20 protein-coding genes and 1 pseudogene are annotated in these 17,120 nt (G+C 58.2%); 12 read left to right on the top strand and 9 right to left on the bottom strand.

From position 1 onward, the window contains the following. Positions 1–10 precede the first annotated feature (10 nt). On the top strand, positions 11–1,327 hold the full coding sequence (locus H4P12_RS06785) for a L,D-transpeptidase family protein (protein ID WP_187792908.1): 1,317 nt from the start codon (positions 11–13) through the stop codon (positions 1,325–1,327). Then, a complete protein-coding gene (locus H4P12_RS06780; RefSeq protein WP_187792907.1) occupies positions 1,324–2,211 on the top strand; it encodes an extensin-like domain-containing protein in 888 nt (295 codons plus the stop codon). The genes H4P12_RS06785 and H4P12_RS06780 overlap by 4 nt, the downstream gene beginning before the upstream one ends. 6 nt (positions 2,212–2,217) lie before the next feature. On the opposite strand, the gene H4P12_RS18750 is transcribed toward H4P12_RS06780, so the two are convergent. Then, entirely contained in the window at positions 2,218–2,733 is a 516-nt protein-coding gene (locus tag H4P12_RS18750; protein WP_343069780.1) for a Crp/Fnr family transcriptional regulator, read from the bottom strand. 328 nt (positions 2,734–3,061) lie between these two features. Then, positions 3,062–4,399 (bottom strand): FliI/YscN family ATPase, encoded by a 1,338-nt coding sequence (locus H4P12_RS06770; protein WP_187792905.1) that lies wholly within the window; start codon positions 4,397–4,399, stop codon positions 3,062–3,064. Between the two features lie 96 nt (positions 4,400–4,495). Between H4P12_RS06770 and H4P12_RS06765 the strand changes: the two genes are divergently transcribed. The 10 genes and pseudogenes from H4P12_RS06765 to H4P12_RS06720 all read left to right on the top strand — a co-directional run bounded on the left by H4P12_RS06765 (position 4,496) and on the right by H4P12_RS06720 (position 10,071). Continuing rightward, positions 4,496–4,885: a FlgB family protein gene (locus H4P12_RS06765; protein ID WP_187792904.1), complete on the top strand. Its 390-nt coding sequence runs from the start codon at positions 4,496–4,498 to the stop codon at positions 4,883–4,885. A 9-nt stretch (positions 4,886–4,894) separates the two neighbouring features. Further along, positions 4,895–5,287, top strand: coding sequence for a flagellar basal body rod protein FlgC (gene flgC, locus H4P12_RS06760; RefSeq protein ID WP_187792903.1), 393 nt, complete (start codon positions 4,895–4,897; stop codon positions 5,285–5,287). 10 nt (positions 5,288–5,297) lie between these two features. After that, positions 5,298–5,582, top strand: coding sequence for a flagellar hook-basal body complex protein FliE (fliE, locus tag H4P12_RS06755; RefSeq protein ID WP_187792902.1), 285 nt, complete (start codon positions 5,298–5,300; stop codon positions 5,580–5,582). Positions 5,583–5,591: 9 nt separating this feature from the next. After that, on the top strand, positions 5,592–5,858 hold the full coding sequence (locus H4P12_RS06750) for a flagellar biosynthetic protein FliQ (protein WP_187792901.1): 267 nt from the start codon (positions 5,592–5,594) through the stop codon (positions 5,856–5,858). A 3-nt stretch (positions 5,859–5,861) separates the two neighbouring features. Further along, positions 5,862–6,578 carry a flagellar hook-basal body complex protein gene (locus H4P12_RS06745; protein ID WP_187792900.1) on the top strand — a complete coding sequence of 239 codons (717 nt, stop codon included), beginning with the start codon at positions 5,862–5,864 and terminating at the stop codon, positions 6,576–6,578. 11 nt (positions 6,579–6,589) lie between these two features. After that, positions 6,590–7,374, top strand: a pseudogene (flgG, locus tag H4P12_RS06740) (flagellar basal-body rod protein FlgG). Further along, positions 7,374–7,790, top strand: a complete 417-nt coding sequence (gene flgA, locus H4P12_RS06735; RefSeq protein WP_343069778.1) for a flagellar basal body P-ring formation chaperone FlgA — start codon at positions 7,374–7,376, stop codon at positions 7,788–7,790. The pseudogene flgG and the gene flgA overlap by 1 nt, the downstream one beginning before the upstream one ends. A 22-nt stretch (positions 7,791–7,812) precedes the next feature. Beyond that, positions 7,813–8,541 (top strand): flagellar basal body L-ring protein FlgH, encoded by a 729-nt coding sequence (gene flgH / locus H4P12_RS06730; protein ID WP_187792898.1) that lies wholly within the window; start codon positions 7,813–7,815, stop codon positions 8,539–8,541. 9 nt (positions 8,542–8,550) lie between these two features. Then, a complete protein-coding gene (locus tag H4P12_RS06725) occupies positions 8,551–9,033 on the top strand; it encodes a hypothetical protein (protein ID WP_246449015.1) in 483 nt (160 codons plus the stop codon). Positions 9,034–9,102: 69 nt separating this feature from the next. Next, positions 9,103–10,071 carry a glycosyltransferase gene (locus H4P12_RS06720; protein WP_187792897.1) on the top strand — a complete coding sequence of 323 codons (969 nt, stop codon included), beginning with the start codon at positions 9,103–9,105 and terminating at the stop codon, positions 10,069–10,071. Here H4P12_RS06720 and rfbA read toward each other — a convergent pair. The 7 genes from rfbA to flgK form a co-directional block, all read right to left on the bottom strand. Further along, positions 10,068–10,952: a glucose-1-phosphate thymidylyltransferase RfbA gene (gene rfbA / locus H4P12_RS06715; RefSeq protein WP_187792896.1), complete on the bottom strand. Its 885-nt coding sequence runs from the start codon at positions 10,950–10,952 to the stop codon at positions 10,068–10,070. The genes H4P12_RS06720 and rfbA overlap by 4 nt on opposite strands. Position 10,953: 1 nt before the next feature. Further along, complete coding sequence (gene rfbD, locus H4P12_RS06710) at positions 10,954–11,805, bottom strand: dTDP-4-dehydrorhamnose reductase (protein ID WP_187792895.1); 852 nt, start codon at positions 11,803–11,805, stop codon at positions 10,954–10,956. Continuing rightward, positions 11,805–12,839 (bottom strand): dTDP-glucose 4,6-dehydratase, encoded by a 1,035-nt coding sequence (rfbB, locus tag H4P12_RS06705; protein WP_187792894.1) that lies wholly within the window; start codon positions 12,837–12,839, stop codon positions 11,805–11,807. The genes rfbD and rfbB overlap by 1 nt, the downstream gene beginning before the upstream one ends. Beyond that, entirely contained in the window at positions 12,839–13,396 is a 558-nt protein-coding gene (rfbC, locus tag H4P12_RS06700; protein ID WP_187792893.1) for a dTDP-4-dehydrorhamnose 3,5-epimerase, read from the bottom strand. The genes rfbB and rfbC overlap by 1 nt, the downstream gene beginning before the upstream one ends. Positions 13,397–13,546: 150 nt before the next feature. Continuing rightward, positions 13,547–14,614 carry a flagellar basal body P-ring protein FlgI gene (locus H4P12_RS06695; RefSeq protein ID WP_246449014.1) on the bottom strand — a complete coding sequence of 356 codons (1,068 nt, stop codon included), beginning with the start codon at positions 14,612–14,614 and terminating at the stop codon, positions 13,547–13,549. 29 nt (positions 14,615–14,643) lie between these two features. Further along, complete coding sequence (locus H4P12_RS19160) at positions 14,644–15,426, bottom strand: flagellin (protein WP_187792891.1); 783 nt, start codon at positions 15,424–15,426, stop codon at positions 14,644–14,646. Between the two features lie 235 nt (positions 15,427–15,661). Beyond that, entirely contained in the window at positions 15,662–17,119 is a 1,458-nt protein-coding gene (gene flgK / locus H4P12_RS06685) for a flagellar hook-associated protein FlgK (protein WP_187792890.1), read from the bottom strand. Position 17,120: the final 1 nt, after the last annotated feature.

Genomic DNA, 17,120 nt, shown 5'->3' with positions numbered 1-17,120 from the left:
GGAGAGTTTGATGCCGCTTTGCCTGTCCCGTCTTACGACAGCCCTTGTCCTGATCGTGGCCGCATCCCCCGCTGTGGCGCAAGGCGACATACCTTTCACTGCGGCAGAGATCGAGGCCGCCGCCTATAGCGGTGGCGATCTGCCCTCGGGCCGCACCGCACTGACGGCCAAGGTTCAGGTGCTACTGGACCGGTCGGGGACGTCACCCGGCGTGATCGACGGCTACAAAGGCGGGATGAGCCAAAGCGCCATCATGGCCTTTGAACGCCGTTCCGGCCTGCCAATGGATGGCATCATGGACCCGCATGTCTGGAACCTGCTGCAATCCTATGCGGCAGAGCCGATTACCCAAACCTACACCATCACCGCCGAAGACGCCCAAGGTCTGGTCGATGCGATTCCCACCGACTATGCAGAAAAGGCGCAGATGTCGGCGATGGGCTATACCAGCATCGTTGAAAAGCTGGGTGAGCGTTTTCACATGGACGAAAAATTCATCGCCTTCCTGAATCCGAACGTCTCGCTGACGCCCGGCAATACGATCAATGTCACACGCCCTGCCGCGCCCATCCGGGCCGAGGTCACGCGCATTATCGTTGACAAGGCGACCCGCCGCGTTGCCGTCTATAACGCCAGCGGCCGTATGATCGCGGATTACCCGGCCACCATCGGGTCCGATGCGACACCTTCACCCTCCGGCAATCATCATGTCGTCACCGTCGCGCTGAACCCCAACTACACCTATAATCCGGCGAAGAACTTCAAACAGGGCAACAATGACAAGCCCTTGGTCGTTCCACCGGGTCCGAACGGCCCGGTCGGCACTGTCTGGATTGACCTGTCACGGCCGACCTATGGGATTCACGGCACGCCCACGCCCTCGCAATTGTTCCGCAACCAATCCAGAGGATGCGTCCGCCTGACGAACTGGGACGCAGAGGAACTGGCCCGAAATGTTCGCGGCGGCGTAACCACCGTCGAATTTCTGCCGCCGGGCATGACGATTGCCCAGGCGACAGGCGTGACCCCCGCCCCAGTGACCACCGAAAAACTGGAGCCTGCGGCAGAAACGGCGGCAACCCCCGCCGCGACAACAGAGGCCGCGACGGAAACGACGACGCCCGCGACGGCACCGAATGCGGATCTGGGCTATACGGACGCCACGCAACCTGCCGCAGCTGCGCCCACCGCGACCGATGGGATCATCGAAGACACGACCGAGGAGGCGGCGGATGCGCTGGCCCCGCAAACCGATCCGCTGACCGATGCCCTGTCAGGCGCGCTGCCAGAAGGCTTTGTCGTGCCGCTGCCGAACGAGACGCAATGAACTGGGCGGCATCCACGCTGATTGTTACACTTGGGTGCCTGTGGCTGAGCGCGGCGCACGCGCAAGAGCGTCCGGCGTCAGCGCCCCGTTCGGATGATGAATGGTCGCAGGGCAGCCCCGTCGTTGACGCGGATGCCCGACCGCCAGAAAAACCAGCAACGCAAGATGCAGCCAATCCCGAGGGCAGTCCCGAGGGCGGGGATGGCGACACATCGTCAGCGGTGGATGAGAAGGTCTTGGCCGACAAACCCGCCGCCCCTTTGGAACAGACGTTCGGCCCGCCACCGCCGCCCCTATGGTATCTTCAGCGCGAAACCGATCAGGAATATGCGGCCTGCAAGCTGGCGCTGTCTTTCCTTGGCACGATCTATCACGAGGAAGACCAGCAGAACGATGCCGACAACCCGGAATGCGGCATCGCCCGTCCGATTCGCGTGGATCGCATCCTGCCCGATCTAACGCTGGAAGGAGGGGCGTTGATGCGCTGCGATACGGCGCGCGCGCTTGGTTTGTGGGCGCATCAATTTCTAAGGCCCGCCTCGGCCGCGCTGCCCGATGCCCCGCGTGTCACCAGCCTGCAACTTGGCACGACCTATGACTGCCGTGGTCGCGTCGGCACCGAAAAGACCACGCCCAAGCTATCTGAACATGCCTATGGGAATGCCATTGATATCATGGCTTTCGTTTTCGACAACGGCGAAACGCTGCGCGTTGAGCCGCGCGTCGATACAGGTCAGATGACCGAAGCCTTTCAAAAGGCCGTTCGTCATGCTGGCTGCCTTTACTTTTCGACAGTCCTTGGCCCCGGATCAAACGCGGCCCATGATAATCATTTGCATTTCGATGTGGCAGTTCGGAAAGGTGGCTGGCGCCTGTGCGAATAGCGATGCTCAGCGACTGTGGCGTTCCAGATCCAGATAGGTCGAGTCGAACCGCGCAAGACGCGCCAAACCGTCCCAATTCAGAATCGTGATATCGCTGCCCGTCCAGCGGACGAATCCACGATCACGCAAGTCGCGGACCGCACGGTTCACATGAATCGATGAATAGCCCAGAATATCAGCCAGTTCCCGTTGCAGGAGAGGCAGCGAAAACTGGAAATTCGACGCTGCACCAACGGCGTTCAACCTGATGTAAATTTCGCAAAGCAGATGGGCCAGATGCGCACTGGAGCGTAGCGACGCCGCCGCGACCAGCCATTGTCGATGGATGGCCGCGTCGATCAGGGTCGCCATCCACATCAACCGCGTCAGATGTGGAAAATTTTCGGTAATATCGATCAGTTCGCTGTGGTCAACAAATTCGACTTCGGTCGGACCAACCGCCAGAACCTCATGTTCAAGTCCGGCCAGAACGAAGCCGTGCAGATCAACGAAATCCCCCGGCACATGCAATGCGGTAATCACTCGTTCGTCAGGCCGACCGACCAAAGGGTGCGATCGACCAGCCATACCACGCAGAATCATGCAGCTGCGGGTCACGTTCCTCTCGATGGGGACGATAACTTCACCGGCGCCAAACGACTGCTTATCTGTTTTCAGCAAGCGAAGCCGGTTCAGGTCGATTTCTGAAAGGGTATCGCGTCGTTGAAGATAGCGAATAAAGTATTCGGTTATCGCCATATAAATCTCTTCTCGCAGGAACGCTGGACAGTGGCCCATTGCCACTGGTGACGCAATGGGTCGAGGAGACACGCTAACAATGATTAAGTTGACGTTACCTAAACCAAATTCCTCAGGGCGCCCGCATCGCTGCACGCGGCCTGCCTATAATATGTAATGCCTTTGCCAGCGAATTGAAGCTGTGTTCGATGCTTGGGCTTTTTTCCGCCACAAACTCATCCAGTTGCGGATAAAGCTTCACGGCTTCGTCCAGCCGCAGATCCGCGCCCGGGGCATATAATCCCGCGCGAATCATCATCTCGGAATCGGCATAGGCGCCAAGGGCAGCTCGCGCCTTGGCGATCATGGCGTTTTCCTCTGGCGTGGCGGCGTCAGGCAACGATCGTGACACGGATCGGACGACATCAATTGCGGGGAAACGCCCCCGTTCGGCAATGCTGCGATCCAGCACGATATGCCCGTCCAACGTGCCCCGCAGGATATCGGCGACAGGTTCCTCCATATCCGATCCGGCAACCAGCACGCTGAAAATTCCGGTAATGTCGCCGGTTCCTTCAAGGCCGGGCCCAGACCGTTCTGCCAACGCCATGATCAGGTTGGACACAGACGGCGGAAAGCCCCGAAAGCTGGGCGGCTCGCCCGCAGCAAGGGCGATTTCGCGATGCGCCTCGGCAAAGCGGGTGATCGAATCGGCCAGAAACAGAACGTGCCGGCCCTGATCGCGAAAATGTTCGGCCACAGCCATCGCCGCCCATGCGCATCTGCGCCGGATCAAAGGCGAACGGTCCGAGGTCGCGGTGACGATCACCGCACGTTTCATTCCCTCGGGGCCAAGCGTTTTTTCAACAAATTCGCGCAGCTCACGGCCCCGTTCGCCGATCATGGCGATGACGACCACATCCGCCTGAACGCCACGCGCCAGACTGGACAGCAGTGTGGATTTGCCGACACCCGATCCGGCGAACAGGCCGATACGCTGCCCCGCGACCAACGGCAACAGGGTGTCAAAGACCGTCAACCCGGTCGCCAACCTGCCGCCCAGCCGCTTGCGCCGCACCGCCGACGGCGCCTCGGCGCGAAACGGGCGCGGCGTCACCCCCACGGGCAGCGGGCGGCCATCCAACGGTTGCCCAAGCGGATCAATGATTCGCCCGATCCATGCGTCGCAAGGCGCAATGCTAGGCGCAAACAGCAATTCGACTTCGGCCCCGATGGATAGACCATCCGCATTCCCTTCAGGCAGAATATCGGCATGTCGCGGGGCAAGACCCACAATTTCGCCCGCGACATCTTTGTTTTGCAGGGAAATCAGCACACGATCTCCGACCGAGGCGTAGAGATTAAGTCCCTCGACCCGAATAAGGCCGGCTCGCATTGAATGAACGCGTCCGAAATAGCGTGCCACACGCAACTGACGCAGCCGCTGGGCAACCGATTCAACTTTATCCATTTCGCGTCACTCCTGTTCGGGTCGGAATTCGATCCACGAAACGGTTTCTAAACCAATTGGGGTTAAGACCCGGTTATCGCCAATGAGGAGAACCTCATGTTCCAGAAGATTGAAGTGATGCAGATGGCCCGTGCCATGGGTCATCATGTCGCCCAGCGACAAAACATCGTGGCACGCAATATCGCGAATGCCGACACCCCCGGCTACAAGGCACAGGATCTGCAATCGTTTGAACAAAGCTATCAGCGCGACAGCTTTGCCCCGATGCGCACGACCAATGCCCGTCATTTCGACACGCCAGACCGGTCCCTGATCGGTGCGCGCGTCGTCACCAATGAAACCGGGGTTTCGCCCAATGGCAACTCGGTCTCGATCGAAGACGAAATGCTGAAAGCGGCAGAGCTGAAGCGGTCCCATGATCTTTCACTGGGAATCTATCGCTCGGCCATGGATCTGATGCGGACCAGCATCGGTCGCCGCGCATAAGGATTAGCCATGACAGATCGTGTTTCCGCCCTGCATCTTTCCGCCTCTGGCATGCGTGCGCAAAGCGAACGGCTGCGTCACACCGCCGAAAACATCGCCAATGTCGACACCCCAGGCTATCGGCGCAAATTGGTCAGCTTTGAAGAAACGGTCCGTTTTGGCCGCCCGACGGGTGAGGTCGACACCTCTCGTGTCCAACTGGATCGGGCAGAACTGCCGCAGATTTTCGATCCGTCGCACCCGCTGGCGGATGAGCAGGGGTACTACCTCGGCTCGAACGTCGATCTGGTGATCGAGATCGCTGATTCGAGAGAAGCGGGCCGCAGCTATGAGGCCAACCTGAAAATGTTCGAACAGACCCGCCAGATGGGCGCATCGCTTCTTGAACTTCTGCGTCGCTGAAAGGACCGCCATGTTTACCGCAATCAATGCCGCCAGCGCCTATAACGCCGCCCGCACCGCCGTTTCACCCGGCCAAGCCGGCGGAGCGGTTGAAAAACTCTCGACCGCTGCCGCCGATTTTGCGCAGCAGATGGCGCAGGTCGACACCGTTTCCACCGGCGCGATGACGGGCCAGGTCGAGACACATCGGCTGGTTCAGACCATCGCCGAGGCGGAAATGGCAATGGAAACGGTTGTGGCTATCCGCGACAAGGTCGTGGAAGCGTATCAGGAAATCCTGCGGATGCCGGTCTGAGAGGTGATCATGAGCGAGACCGTCCTTTTTGACATGCTGCGGCAGGCACTGTTGGTGTCCGTCCGCATGTCCGCGCCCTTGCTGGGCGTCGCGTTGGTGGCCGGGGTGGTGATCGGCCTGTTTCAGGCGCTGACCTCGGTGCAGGAAATGACGCTGACCTTTGTCCCGAAAGTTGGTCTGATGCTGGCGGTTTTCTGGGTCACGATGAGTTTCATGACCACGGCCTTGTCCGACTTCTACCTTGGCCAAGTCATTCCGTTGATTGCAGGAAGCTGACCCATGGATAACGCCATCTACGCCACGCTGACACGGCAATCGGGCCTGATGAAGGAAATGCGTGTCGTCGCGAATAATATCGCGAACATCAATACAACCGGCTTCCGGCGCGAGGGTGTTATCTTTGCCGAGCATCTGTCCGCGCTGGATCGCCGTGGCGAAACGCTGTCGATGGCGGATGCGCGCGGGCGATTGGTGGACCTGGATCAGGGTGTCCTGACCCAAACCAACGGTCGCTACGATCTTGCCATCGAAGGAAAAGGGTTCTTTCTGGTGGAAACGCCCGAGGGCAATCACCTGACCCGCGCCGGTGCCTTCATCCCCGGCCCCGAGGGTGACTTGATGACGGCTGACGGCTATCGGCTGCTGGACGAAGGTCAGGCCCCTATCATTATCCCGGCAGGCGCCAGCCATGTTGCCGTTGCCCCAGACGGAACCCTGTCGGCGAACGGCATCGCCTTTGGCCGTGTCGGCGTATTCGCGCCTCCCGAAGGTGCCCAACTGATTCATCAGGGCGGCACCAGCTTCTCACTGAACGACGCTCCGGAGCCGATGGAAAACCCCAACGTCCGTCAAGGATTTCTTGAGGAATCCAACGTAGATACGGTCTTCGAAATCTCTCGGATGATAGAGGTGCAGCGCGCCTATGAACTGGGCCAGTCCTTCCTTGATCGCGAAGATCAGCGCATCCGAGCCGCCATCAACACCATGACCCGCTGAAAGGAACCGGCATGAGAGCTCTTCAAATCGCCGCCACCGGGATGAGTGCCCAACAAACCCGGGTCGAGGTCATTTCAAACAACCTCGCCAACATGTCGACCACTGGCTACAACGCGCGACGCGCTGAATTCGCCGACTTGCACTACCAACAGGCCGTTCGCCCCGGGACGGTCACGTCCGCTGACGGCACGGTCATTCCCGCGGGCGTGCAGCTTGGACTGGGCGTTCGTCCAACCGCCGTCAGCATCAACCTGCAACAGGGTGCGCTAAGCCAGACCGGAGGCGATCTGGACCTGGCCATTGACGGCTACGGCTACCTGGAGGTGACGCTGCCGTCTGGGGTGTCAGCCTATACCCGTGATGGCGGATTGAAGCGTGCACCCGACGGCCAGATCGTCACGTCGGACGGCTATCCAGTCGTTCCCGGTATCACCATTCCTGATGATGCCCGCTCTATCGCCATCAACGCCTCGGGCGAGGTTTACGCCTATTTCACCGATCAGGTCGAACCCGAAATGCTGGGCCAACTGACTCTGGCGGGCTTTACCAATGAAAAGGGTCTGGAGGCGATCGGCTCGAACCTGTTTCTGGAAACTCCTGCCTCGGGCAATCCTCAGGTCTTCAGCCCCGGACAAGAAGGTCTGGGGACCCTGCGGCAAGGCTATCTTGAAGAAAGCTCGGTCGACGCAGTGCGCGAAATCACCGAGCTGATCAAGGCACAGCGCGGATATGAACTGAACGCCAAGGTCATCACCGCCGCCGACCAGATGCTGGCGCAACCGCGCAGGTCCGCTGATGCGTATTCTTATCCTTCTGCTGGTCCTTGTGACCCCTTCCATGACACATGCGGGAATATTGGCCGCCGCCCGGACTTTGCCCGCAGGGACCGTTCTGACAGCCGCCGATCTGCGCGCCGCCGACAGCGATCGGCCCGGAATTTCAGATCCGTCGCAAATCATCGGCCTGCAGACCCGCATCACCATCTATGAGGGCCGTCCGCTGCAAGCCAGCCTGCTGCAAGCGCCGAAACTGATCGCGCGCAATCAGATCGTTCAGGTGACCTTTCAGCGTGGCCCGTTGCGGATCGTGACCGAGGCACGAACGCTGTCCGATGGCGCCGCGGGCGACCTGGTCCGTGTCATGAACCTCGAATCGCGCTCGACCATCAGCGCAACCGTTCAACCAGATGGCAGCCTTCTGGCCCTGAACTGAACGTCAACGCCAAGGAACCAAGATGAAAACGACCTATCTGATCTGCCTTGCGCTTGCGCTTGGCGCCTGTGGACGCGTGCAGAATGTCGGGCAGCCACCGCAACTGACGTCACCCCGACAAACCGAAGAATTTGTCGCGATGACCAATCCCCCTTTGGAAATTCCGGTTGATTCCGGTCGTCCGGAAGCCGCAGCGTCACTTTGGGCAGGCACGAATACCTCATCACTGATCAGTGACCGGCGCGCTGGTAACCGTGGCGATATTCTGACCGTTGTCATCGAGATCGACGACAAGGCAGAGATCAGTAACAGCTCTGGTCGCTCACGCTCGGCCGCTGATGAACTGAGCATGTCGGACATGGTCGGCATACCGCAACGTCTGGCGCGTAAACTGCCCGAAGGTGCCAGCTTTGATAATCTCGCGGACGCGTCTTCGTCTTCCAGCTACAAGGGCACGGGCAATATCTCTCGCCGCGACAAGCTGACTTTGCGTGTTGCCGCTACCGTGATCGACCGGCTTCCAAATGGCACCCTGCAGATCGAAGGCACGCAGGAAGTGCGCGTGAACTACGAGTTGCGAGAGCTAACCGTCAGCGGCTTTGTTCGCCCCGGCGATATCGATCGCGAAAATGAAATTGCCTATGACCGTATTGCCGGGGCGCGCATCTCTTACGGTGGTCGTGGTCAGATCACCGACGTGCAGCAGCCGCGCTATGGCCAGCAAATCGCTGATATTCTGCTGCCGTACTAAGGGGGCATCATGATGAAGAAACTGTTGACGCTAGCAATTCCGCTGGTTGCGCTGATCGGCGGCGTCACCGCGGGCGATATGCTGAAACCACAGCCAAAGACGGAAACCCCCGTCGGCGAAGCGCCTCAGACCGCAGCTGAGGGTCCTGGGCCTGAGGAAAAAAAAGGCAAGACCGCCTGGTTTACCTTTCCCAACCAATTTTTCATCCCGATAATGCGAAACGGCGATATGGGCGCGGTGATGATCATGACACTGTCGATCGAAACCGAAAAAGCGCATCTGGACGCGATGCAGCAGCAAGAGCATCGGTTACGCGATGCCCTGCTGCGCCAGCTGATGATTCGCGCCAATAGTGGTGGTTTCGATGGGAATTTCACATCAGAAGCCAGCCTTGGCACCTTGCGTAAAGATCTTCTGGCTGCCGTTGATGAGGTGTCAGACCTGCCGATCACGGCAATCCTCATCGAAGACATTGCCCGCCAGCAAGGTTAATACGGCATCGACAATTGCATCGGACAGCAAGTCGGGGCAGAAGGTTTTGACCATCACCGGGACACTGTTTTGCCGACGACCACTGCCCTTGATCTGGATATTCCGCCTGGTTTTGATGCCGGTGAAATTGTCATCCTGCTGGCCAGCTATAACGGTGCGCGCCACATCGAAACGCAATTGAATAGCATTGCACGGCAAAGCTATACGAATTGGCGCCTGATCGTGTCAGATGACGGATCGACCGATGGCACGGTCGATCTGGTTGCGAGATTTTCCGCAACGCAACGACCGGATCAGGTCATGCAGATTGCGGGGCCACGGCGGGGCGCGACGCAGAACTTCCTGCATCTCATCGAACAGGCACCGGATGGTGTCATGTTGGCCTTTGCCGATCAGGATGACGAATGGTTTCCGGACAAACTGGCGCGCGCGGCGGCCGCGCTGTCATCATGCTCTGGCCCTGCGCATTATGCGGCCAGGACGATCGTCGCAGACGCGACGCTTGGGCCGATCACCGAAACGCGCTATTTCACACGTTCATTGACGTTCAGGAATGCGCTGGTGCAAGCTTGCATGGCTGGCAATACATCTGTTTTCAATCCGGCAGCCGCCGCCATCCTGAAACAGTCGGCCAATGCGGCCCGGGTTGCCAACATCGAATCCCACGATTGGTGGGCCTATCAGGTCACAACCGGCATCGGCGCCACCATGATCCACGACGCAAAGCCGGCCCTGCTATATCGTCAGCATTCCAACGCCGAGATGGGGCGGAACGACACCCCCGGTGCGATGGTCCGACGTCTGGGCAAACTCTTCGCTGGTGAATATGGCGGCTGGCTGGCTGCAAATTGCGCCGCGCTAACACCAATCGCACATTTGCTGACCACAGAAAATCAATTGCTTTTAAAGCGTTTCATAGCGGCGGTTGAACATCGCGGCCCGGTTGCAGCCGCAAAGCTGCGCCGTATGGGAATATATCGTCAAACGAAAGTCGGCACCGCCGCGCTGTTCAGTGCGGCGGCGCTAGGCCGACTTTAATGGCCATGCTCTTTCAAGATACCCAGAAGATATTTCCCATAGGCATTCTTCGCAAACATCTGGGCCCGCTCTCGCATTTGCTCTACCGCAATCCAGCCTGCTTCAAATGCGATTTCTTCCGGGCAACCGGTCTGTAGCCCCTGCCGGTTCGCCAAGGTTCGCACGAAGTTGCCAGCATCCAGCAAGCTGGCATGCGTCCCCGTATCCAACCAGGCAAAACCGCGTCCCATTTTTTCAACGGTCAGGCTGCCTTCGTTCAGATAGCTTTCCAGCAGCGTCGTGATTTCCAACTCACCCCGATCCGACGGCGTTACCTCGGCCGCCCGCCGTGGCGCTGTTCCGTCCAGAAAATACAGGCCGGTAACCGCGAAATTTGAGGGGGGGTGCGTTGGCTTTTCTACAATCGAACGGGCGCGGCCATCCTTATCGAAATCGACCACGCCATAGCGTTCGGGGTCAGAGACGCGATACCCAAAGACCGTGCCCCCCTCCGTTCTTTGATCTGCGGATGCAAGCAACACCGGCAATCCGTGGCCAAAGAAAATATTGTCGCCCAAAACCATTGCTGACGGGGCACCGGCCAAAAATTCCTCGGCCAGTAAATAAGCCTGTGCCAAGCCATCCGGCGAAGGCTGAACGATGTATTCAAAGGACAGGCCCCATTGCTCGCCGGTCCCCAGCAGACGCTGAAACTGCTCCTGATCCTCGGGTGTCGTGATAATCGCGATCTCACGAATACCCGCCAGCATCAGCACGCTGACAGGGTAATAGATCATCGGTTTGTCATAAAGCGGCAAAAGCTGCTTCGAGACCCCCATCGTGATGGGATAAAGTCGGGTTCCCGACCCACCGGCCAGAACGATGCCTTTGCGTTGCATCATGTCACCTGTTCAAATTGTTAAGCACATCGCGCAGCCCTAAGCGCCAGTCGGGCTGCTCAATGCCCAGATCGTCTTGCAAACGCAAGCAACTCAATCGTGAATTGGCGGGGCGGCGCGCAGGCGTAGGGTAATCAGCGGTCGAGATATCATGGACCGTGCAATTGATATCGGCCTGCACAAAAATCTCTCGTGCGAAATCGGCCCAGCTGACCGAGGGCGTCCCAGCATAGTGGTAGATCCCCCGTATCCTCGCATCCGAAGCCATCTTTTCCGCCATCATCAGCAAGGTTGCTGCAATATCCTTGGCCGGCGTCGGACCGCCGATCTGATCGGCGACGATGTTCAGTTCATCACGTTCGCGGCCCAGACGCAGCATCGTCTTGACGAAATTGTTGCCATGACTGGAGAACACCCAGGATGTCCGCATGACAGCCCAGTGCCCCCCTTCCGCTGCGATGGCCTTTTCGCCATCCAACTTGGTTTTACCATAGATACCCAAGGGGCCCGTGGGGTCGTCTTCGCTTCTTGCCTCTACGCCTGAGCCGTCAAATACGTAATCGGTCGAGATGTGAATGAAAGGGATATTCAGAACACCCGCAGCCCGCGCCATCAACGCCGGTGCCTCGACATTCAGAAACTGCGCTTCGGCCTGTTCGGTTTCCGCTTTGTCGACGGCGGTATAGGCGGCCGCATTAATGATCGCCCAGGGACGACGACATTCAACAGCATTGGCAATTTCCCCGATTTGCGTCAGATTGATCTGCCCCCGCCCCAGAAAATCGGCCTCTGACGTTAAGGCGGCCAGTTCTTGTGCAACCTGACCAGAGCGACCAAAGACCAGAAGCCTTGACATCAGACCTGTCCCAAGCGTTTTCCAACGCCGTCGCGGCCAAGCAACGGTTGCCACCAATCACGATTTTCAAGATACCACGCGACGGTGCGACGCAGTCCCTCGTCGACAGTGACCGACGGACGCCAGCCCAATTCGTCCCGAATCCGTTTTGGATCAATAGCATAACGCCGATCGTGTCCAGGGCGATCGCTCACGAAGGTTATCAGGCGATCATGCGGCGCCCCTTCCGGGCGTAAGTCATCCATATGCGCGCAGATCGTCCTGACCAGATCGATGTTTCGCGCCTCATTTTCACCGCCGATGTTATAGCTGCGTCCGTTTTCGCCGTTTTCCAGCACAAGAAGCAGCGCGTCGGCGTGATCTTCGACGTAAAGCCAATCGCGCACATTGCCGCCATCGCCGTATACTGGGATGGGCTCGCCCGCCAAGGCGCGCAGAATGACGACCGGCACCAGTTTTTCGGGAAAATGATAAGGCCCATAATTGTTCGAGCAGTTCGTCAAGACGACGGGCAACCCATAGGTTTCGTGCCACGCCCGGACCAGATGATCCGAACCAGCTTTACTGGCAGAATAAGGACTGCGAGGATCGTAAGGCGTCGTTTCCGTAAACTGACCATCCTCACCAAGGCTGCCAAACACCTCATCGGTAGAGATGTGATGAAAACGGAAATTCGCCTTACCACTTTCCTGCCAATAGGCCCGCGACGCTTCAAGCATGTTGAACGTGCCGATCAGGTTGGTTTCGATGAACGCTGCAGGGCCATCGATCGAACGATCCACATGACTTTCCGCCGCCAAATGCATCACTGCATCGGGCTGATGTGCCGCAAAAATCGCGTCCAATGCAGCGCGGTCGCGGATATCGGCCTCTTCGAAACTATAATTCGGATGCCGAGCCGCATCGGCGACATTCGCCAGATTGGCAGAATATGTCAGCGCATCAAGGTTAACGATCGAGTGCCCGCGTTGAATTGCCAACCGCACGACCGCCGAGCCGATGAAACCCGCCCCGCCTGTTACCAGTATTTTCATCAAACTGCTCCGAATTGAAACGGTGACGCCCAATTGGCAAATTCAGGCAATTTTTCGTCTTTTTCTGAAAGAATGGGATTATCGATACCCCAATCTATGCCCAAGCTGTTCCACAGAACACCACCGTCGCTTTCGCGGTCATAATGTGCCGTACATTTGTAGATGATTTCGGTATCCGGCGTGCGCGTCACGAAGCCGTGCAGAAACCCTGGCGGCACCCAAAGTTGCCTGCCATTTTCATAAGACAATTCTGCGCCAACCCATTTGCCATAGGTTGGGCTTCCGGTGCGAACATCCACAGCAACATCAAACAAACATCCACGTCCGCAGCGCACCAGCTTTCCTTGAGCGAACGGCGGCGATTGATAATGCAGCCCGCGCAATATGCCGACCTTGTGTGACATCGAATGATTGTCCTGCACAAATACCGGCAAGTTGACCCCGGCATTTTGCAGTGTTTTCTGGTTCCAGCTTTCTGAAAAAAAGCCGCGCGCATCACCATGGCGCGCAGGCGTGATCAGCAAGACTTCGGGAAGCGTCAACGCCTCTATCTTCATCAACGATACCACATAAAACGTTTTCGAGCGTTTTCTATGTGATCGGCACACCCATGTCACCCGTTGTTTCTGTGACGCCCGCGTGATCTTGCCGGTGGCGTCACAGGATTTTGGCGAACTCAGATTTTGGACTGAGAGCGGACCGACGGGTTATTCAACGACAAGATCGGCGTGCAGCGCGCCCGCCGCGTGGATGGATTTCAGAATGTCGATCATATCCCGCGGACGCACGCCAAGCGCATTCAGCCCCTCAACCAGATCACTCAAGTTAGTTTCTCCCGAAACCTCGGCAAAGCCGATCCCGGGCTCCTCACGAACCTCGGCCATTGTTCGAGGAACGGTGACGGTTTTTCCGGCGGCGAAGGGGTTTGGTTGCGAAACCATGGGTGCTTCGCTGACACGCAGCGTCAGCGAACCTTGCGATACTGCAACACGGGAAATTCGGACCTGCTCGCCCATGACAATTGTCCCGGCCTTATGATCGATGACCACCCTGGCGCGGTTCTCGGGCTCTATCATGAGATTTTCAATTCGTCCCAGAACGCGGGCGGGGTTCACCTCACCCAGTTGTCGAAACTCGACAATGACGGTTCCGCTATCCTGCGTGACAGCCAGACGCCTATTAAAATCACGATTGATGGCATCTTCGATGCGTGTCGCGGTTGTAAAATCGGCATTCCGCAGCGCAATCCTGATATTTTGCACGGCGGCGAAGTCAAATTCCACCTCTCGCTCGACTCTGGCACCCACGGGTATTTTTCCTGCCGTTGGCACCCCTTCAACCACCCGCGCCGCGTCCCCAGAGATCGAAACCCCGCCAGAAATGATCGAGCCTTGGGCGACAGCATAGATATTGCCGTCCGCAGCTTTCAGTGGCGTCATGACCAGGGTTCCACCAAGCAGGCTCTTGGCATCGCCAATCGTTGACACGCTGACGTCAATTCTACTCCCAGATCGCGCAAAGGGTGGCAGGGCTGCGGTTACCACAACCGCCGCGACGTTCTTCGACCGCAAGGCGTCGTCGGTCACGTTGACGCCAAGCCTTTCAAGCAGCCCAGCCAACATTTCTTCCGTGAACGGGGCGTTGCGCAAGCTGTCCCCTGTCCCATCCAGGCCGACGACGAGCCCATAGCCAACCAAATCGTTGCCTCGCACACCATCGAAGTCAGCCAAATCTTTCAATCGCACCGGGGCGGCAGCGGTGTGAAGAGGTAGCATGATCACGCATAAAATCGTCCAGATCCATCTCATCTCAGATAGTCCACCAAACGAAGTTTCGACAGCCGGGCTGTGACAGCGTAAAGCGCATCAAGATGTGTTTCAGCCTCGGTGATTGCTGTCGATGTCGCATAGGGATCTGCTTGGCGAATCTCGTTTCGCACGATCTCCAAGGTTGCGGTTGCCGCGCTTCCTTCGGTCTGGGCATATTCGATCAGTTGTTGTGTATAGCCGACCTGCGCCATTTCGCTTGCCAGGGAAGCACTGCCATCCAACATCAGCTTTCCACCTTGCTGCAATAGATCGCGCTGCTCATGCAATTGGCCGGTCAATGCGCCCCGGCTTACCAACGCTGCCATGGCCAGTCCTTTCAACTGCTCACGAATGGCGGGCGTCGCCGCTGTGGTCGCAAGGACAATCTTTGTGTCCTCGCCAATGGCAAGAGTTTGGCCTTGAGCAATCGAGCCACCATAGGCCACATCAAGAAATCCGCCCTGGCCCGGCGCCGCATCGAACCAAGCCGAAACGGCCGTCATAATGTCGGTCGCTGTTGCCATGCCAAGGGTAACGGTCTGCAAATGGGACAAAATTTCGGCCGACGACGCCAATGGTGGGGCATCGCTTTCGGTTCCTGCGAACAAATAGCGCTGACCGACAGCACCATTCAACCGATTGATCACCGTTTCGAGTGCACCTGCTGCTTCCGTGGAACGGACTGCTATCAGCGTTTCAGATTCTTCCGCAGGCTCAACGAAAAGATTAAGGCTGACTTTACCCGTCAAGCTTCGGATCGAGTCCAGAGCATCGGTCACACCTTTCGCTTGGGCCGCGGCTTCCGTCGCGTTCTGCCTGAATTGCGCCAACATCGTCAAACGCGAGCTTATCGCGGCGATACCCTGCGTGTTTCCTTGCAGGCGCGCACCAAGATCGGCGGTCTCTCCGCTGGCAAGCTCAGACGTCAGAACCGACAGAGTGGTTTTAATACGATTTGATGCCGCCTGAAGCGCAAAGGCGCGCGCCTGATCACCGATTGAATGCACGGTCATTTTATATCCTCAGCAACTGATCCATCATGTCGTCGATTGCCTGGATGACCCGGGCATTGGCCGCGTAAGCCTGCTCGTATTGCAGAAGTTTCTGCATTTCGGCGTCGCTATCGACACCATCAGCCATGACGCGCGATGAGATGGTATCGGCCTGACTGCTGCGGATGGCGGTTTCTGCATCTGCACCGACTCGATTGGTTGACACGCGGGATTCAACCAGCGCGAAGCGACCGGACAAAGTGGCTGAACCTTCAAAATCACTTCCTAAGAAGGCCGAGCTGGATTTTGAAAGAGCTGCAGACATCGCCAGCAAAAGAGTGCTGTCGCCGACCGCGCCGGCGGCACTTGCCTGCATCCCCGCCCGCAACCTCCAAACTTGGCCGCCTTCGTCGGGCTGCACAGCCGAATTCACGGCTATCCGACCAGCCAGTCCAAGGACATCTGCAGCGTTCGCCCTGCCACCACCATCCGTAAACAGCCCTGCAGACGTCGGCGCCAGACTTGAATCAACCGCTCCATCCGCCAATCGCTGATGTAGATCGAAGGCCAATGCGTCCAGATCTTGCTGAAGTTTAGAGGCCGATTGATCCCGGATCGTAAAATGTCCCTCAAGCGAGCCACCGGAAAACAGCTTCATCTGGCCATCTGTCAGCTCTGCACCATCGAAATTGAGCCTGGCCAGCGCCCCCGAGGCAACGTCTCTCTCTGGTGTCAGATCGCCAGAGGTGACGAAGGATATTTCTGCGGGTATACTTCCGTCCAGCAGAACGGCCCCCTCTTTCGTGAACAAGGCGATCTTCCCGCTTTCCCGCGCCACCTCTTGCACGGGTACGATCTTTGCAATCGCGTCGACTGCCTTTTGCCGTTCGTCCACCAGAGACGACGGATCGGTACCATCTGCCTCAAGGATCGCAATCCTGCGATTGAGGTATGCGACACGCTCGAGTCCAGAGTTCAATGCAGAGACATCTTTTGCGATCGCCTGATCGGCTGCGGTTCGACTTTTCTGCACCTCTGATGATGCGGCATTCAGGTGTTTCGCAAGCGATTTCGCGGCATCGACCACCTGCGCCAAACGCACCTCATCGTCTGGGCGGCTTGCGGCCGATTGCAGCGCGGCTTCAAAAGTCGTCAGCGCCGCGCCCAGACTGCCCGCATTGCCAGCGATGCCGACGACCTCCTCCATGCGGCTGGCATAGACAGAAAGTGTCGACGCATTCGCCCGCGCAGCCTCAGCCGTTCGGAATTCTGCCAGCAGGCTGGCATTTATGATTCTGGCGATTCCGTCGATGCGGACACCGCCGCCATTGCCGCCAAGCGTCTGAGCGGACACCGCCATTTCGCGCCGCGCATAGCCGGGCGTCATCGCATTCGCCAGGTTGGACGCGACGGTTTCCGTGCCGCGCGCCGTCGCCGTCAAACCGGAAACCGCGTTGGACAAGGCTTGTGCGATACTCATT

This window comes from Paracoccus amoyensis (assembly GCF_014490725.1).
Lineage (GTDB): Bacteria > Pseudomonadota > Alphaproteobacteria > Rhodobacterales > Rhodobacteraceae > Paracoccus > Paracoccus amoyensis.
Note: the sequence above shows the minus strand (reverse complement) of the source record. Positions and strands in the feature narration are given on the sequence as shown.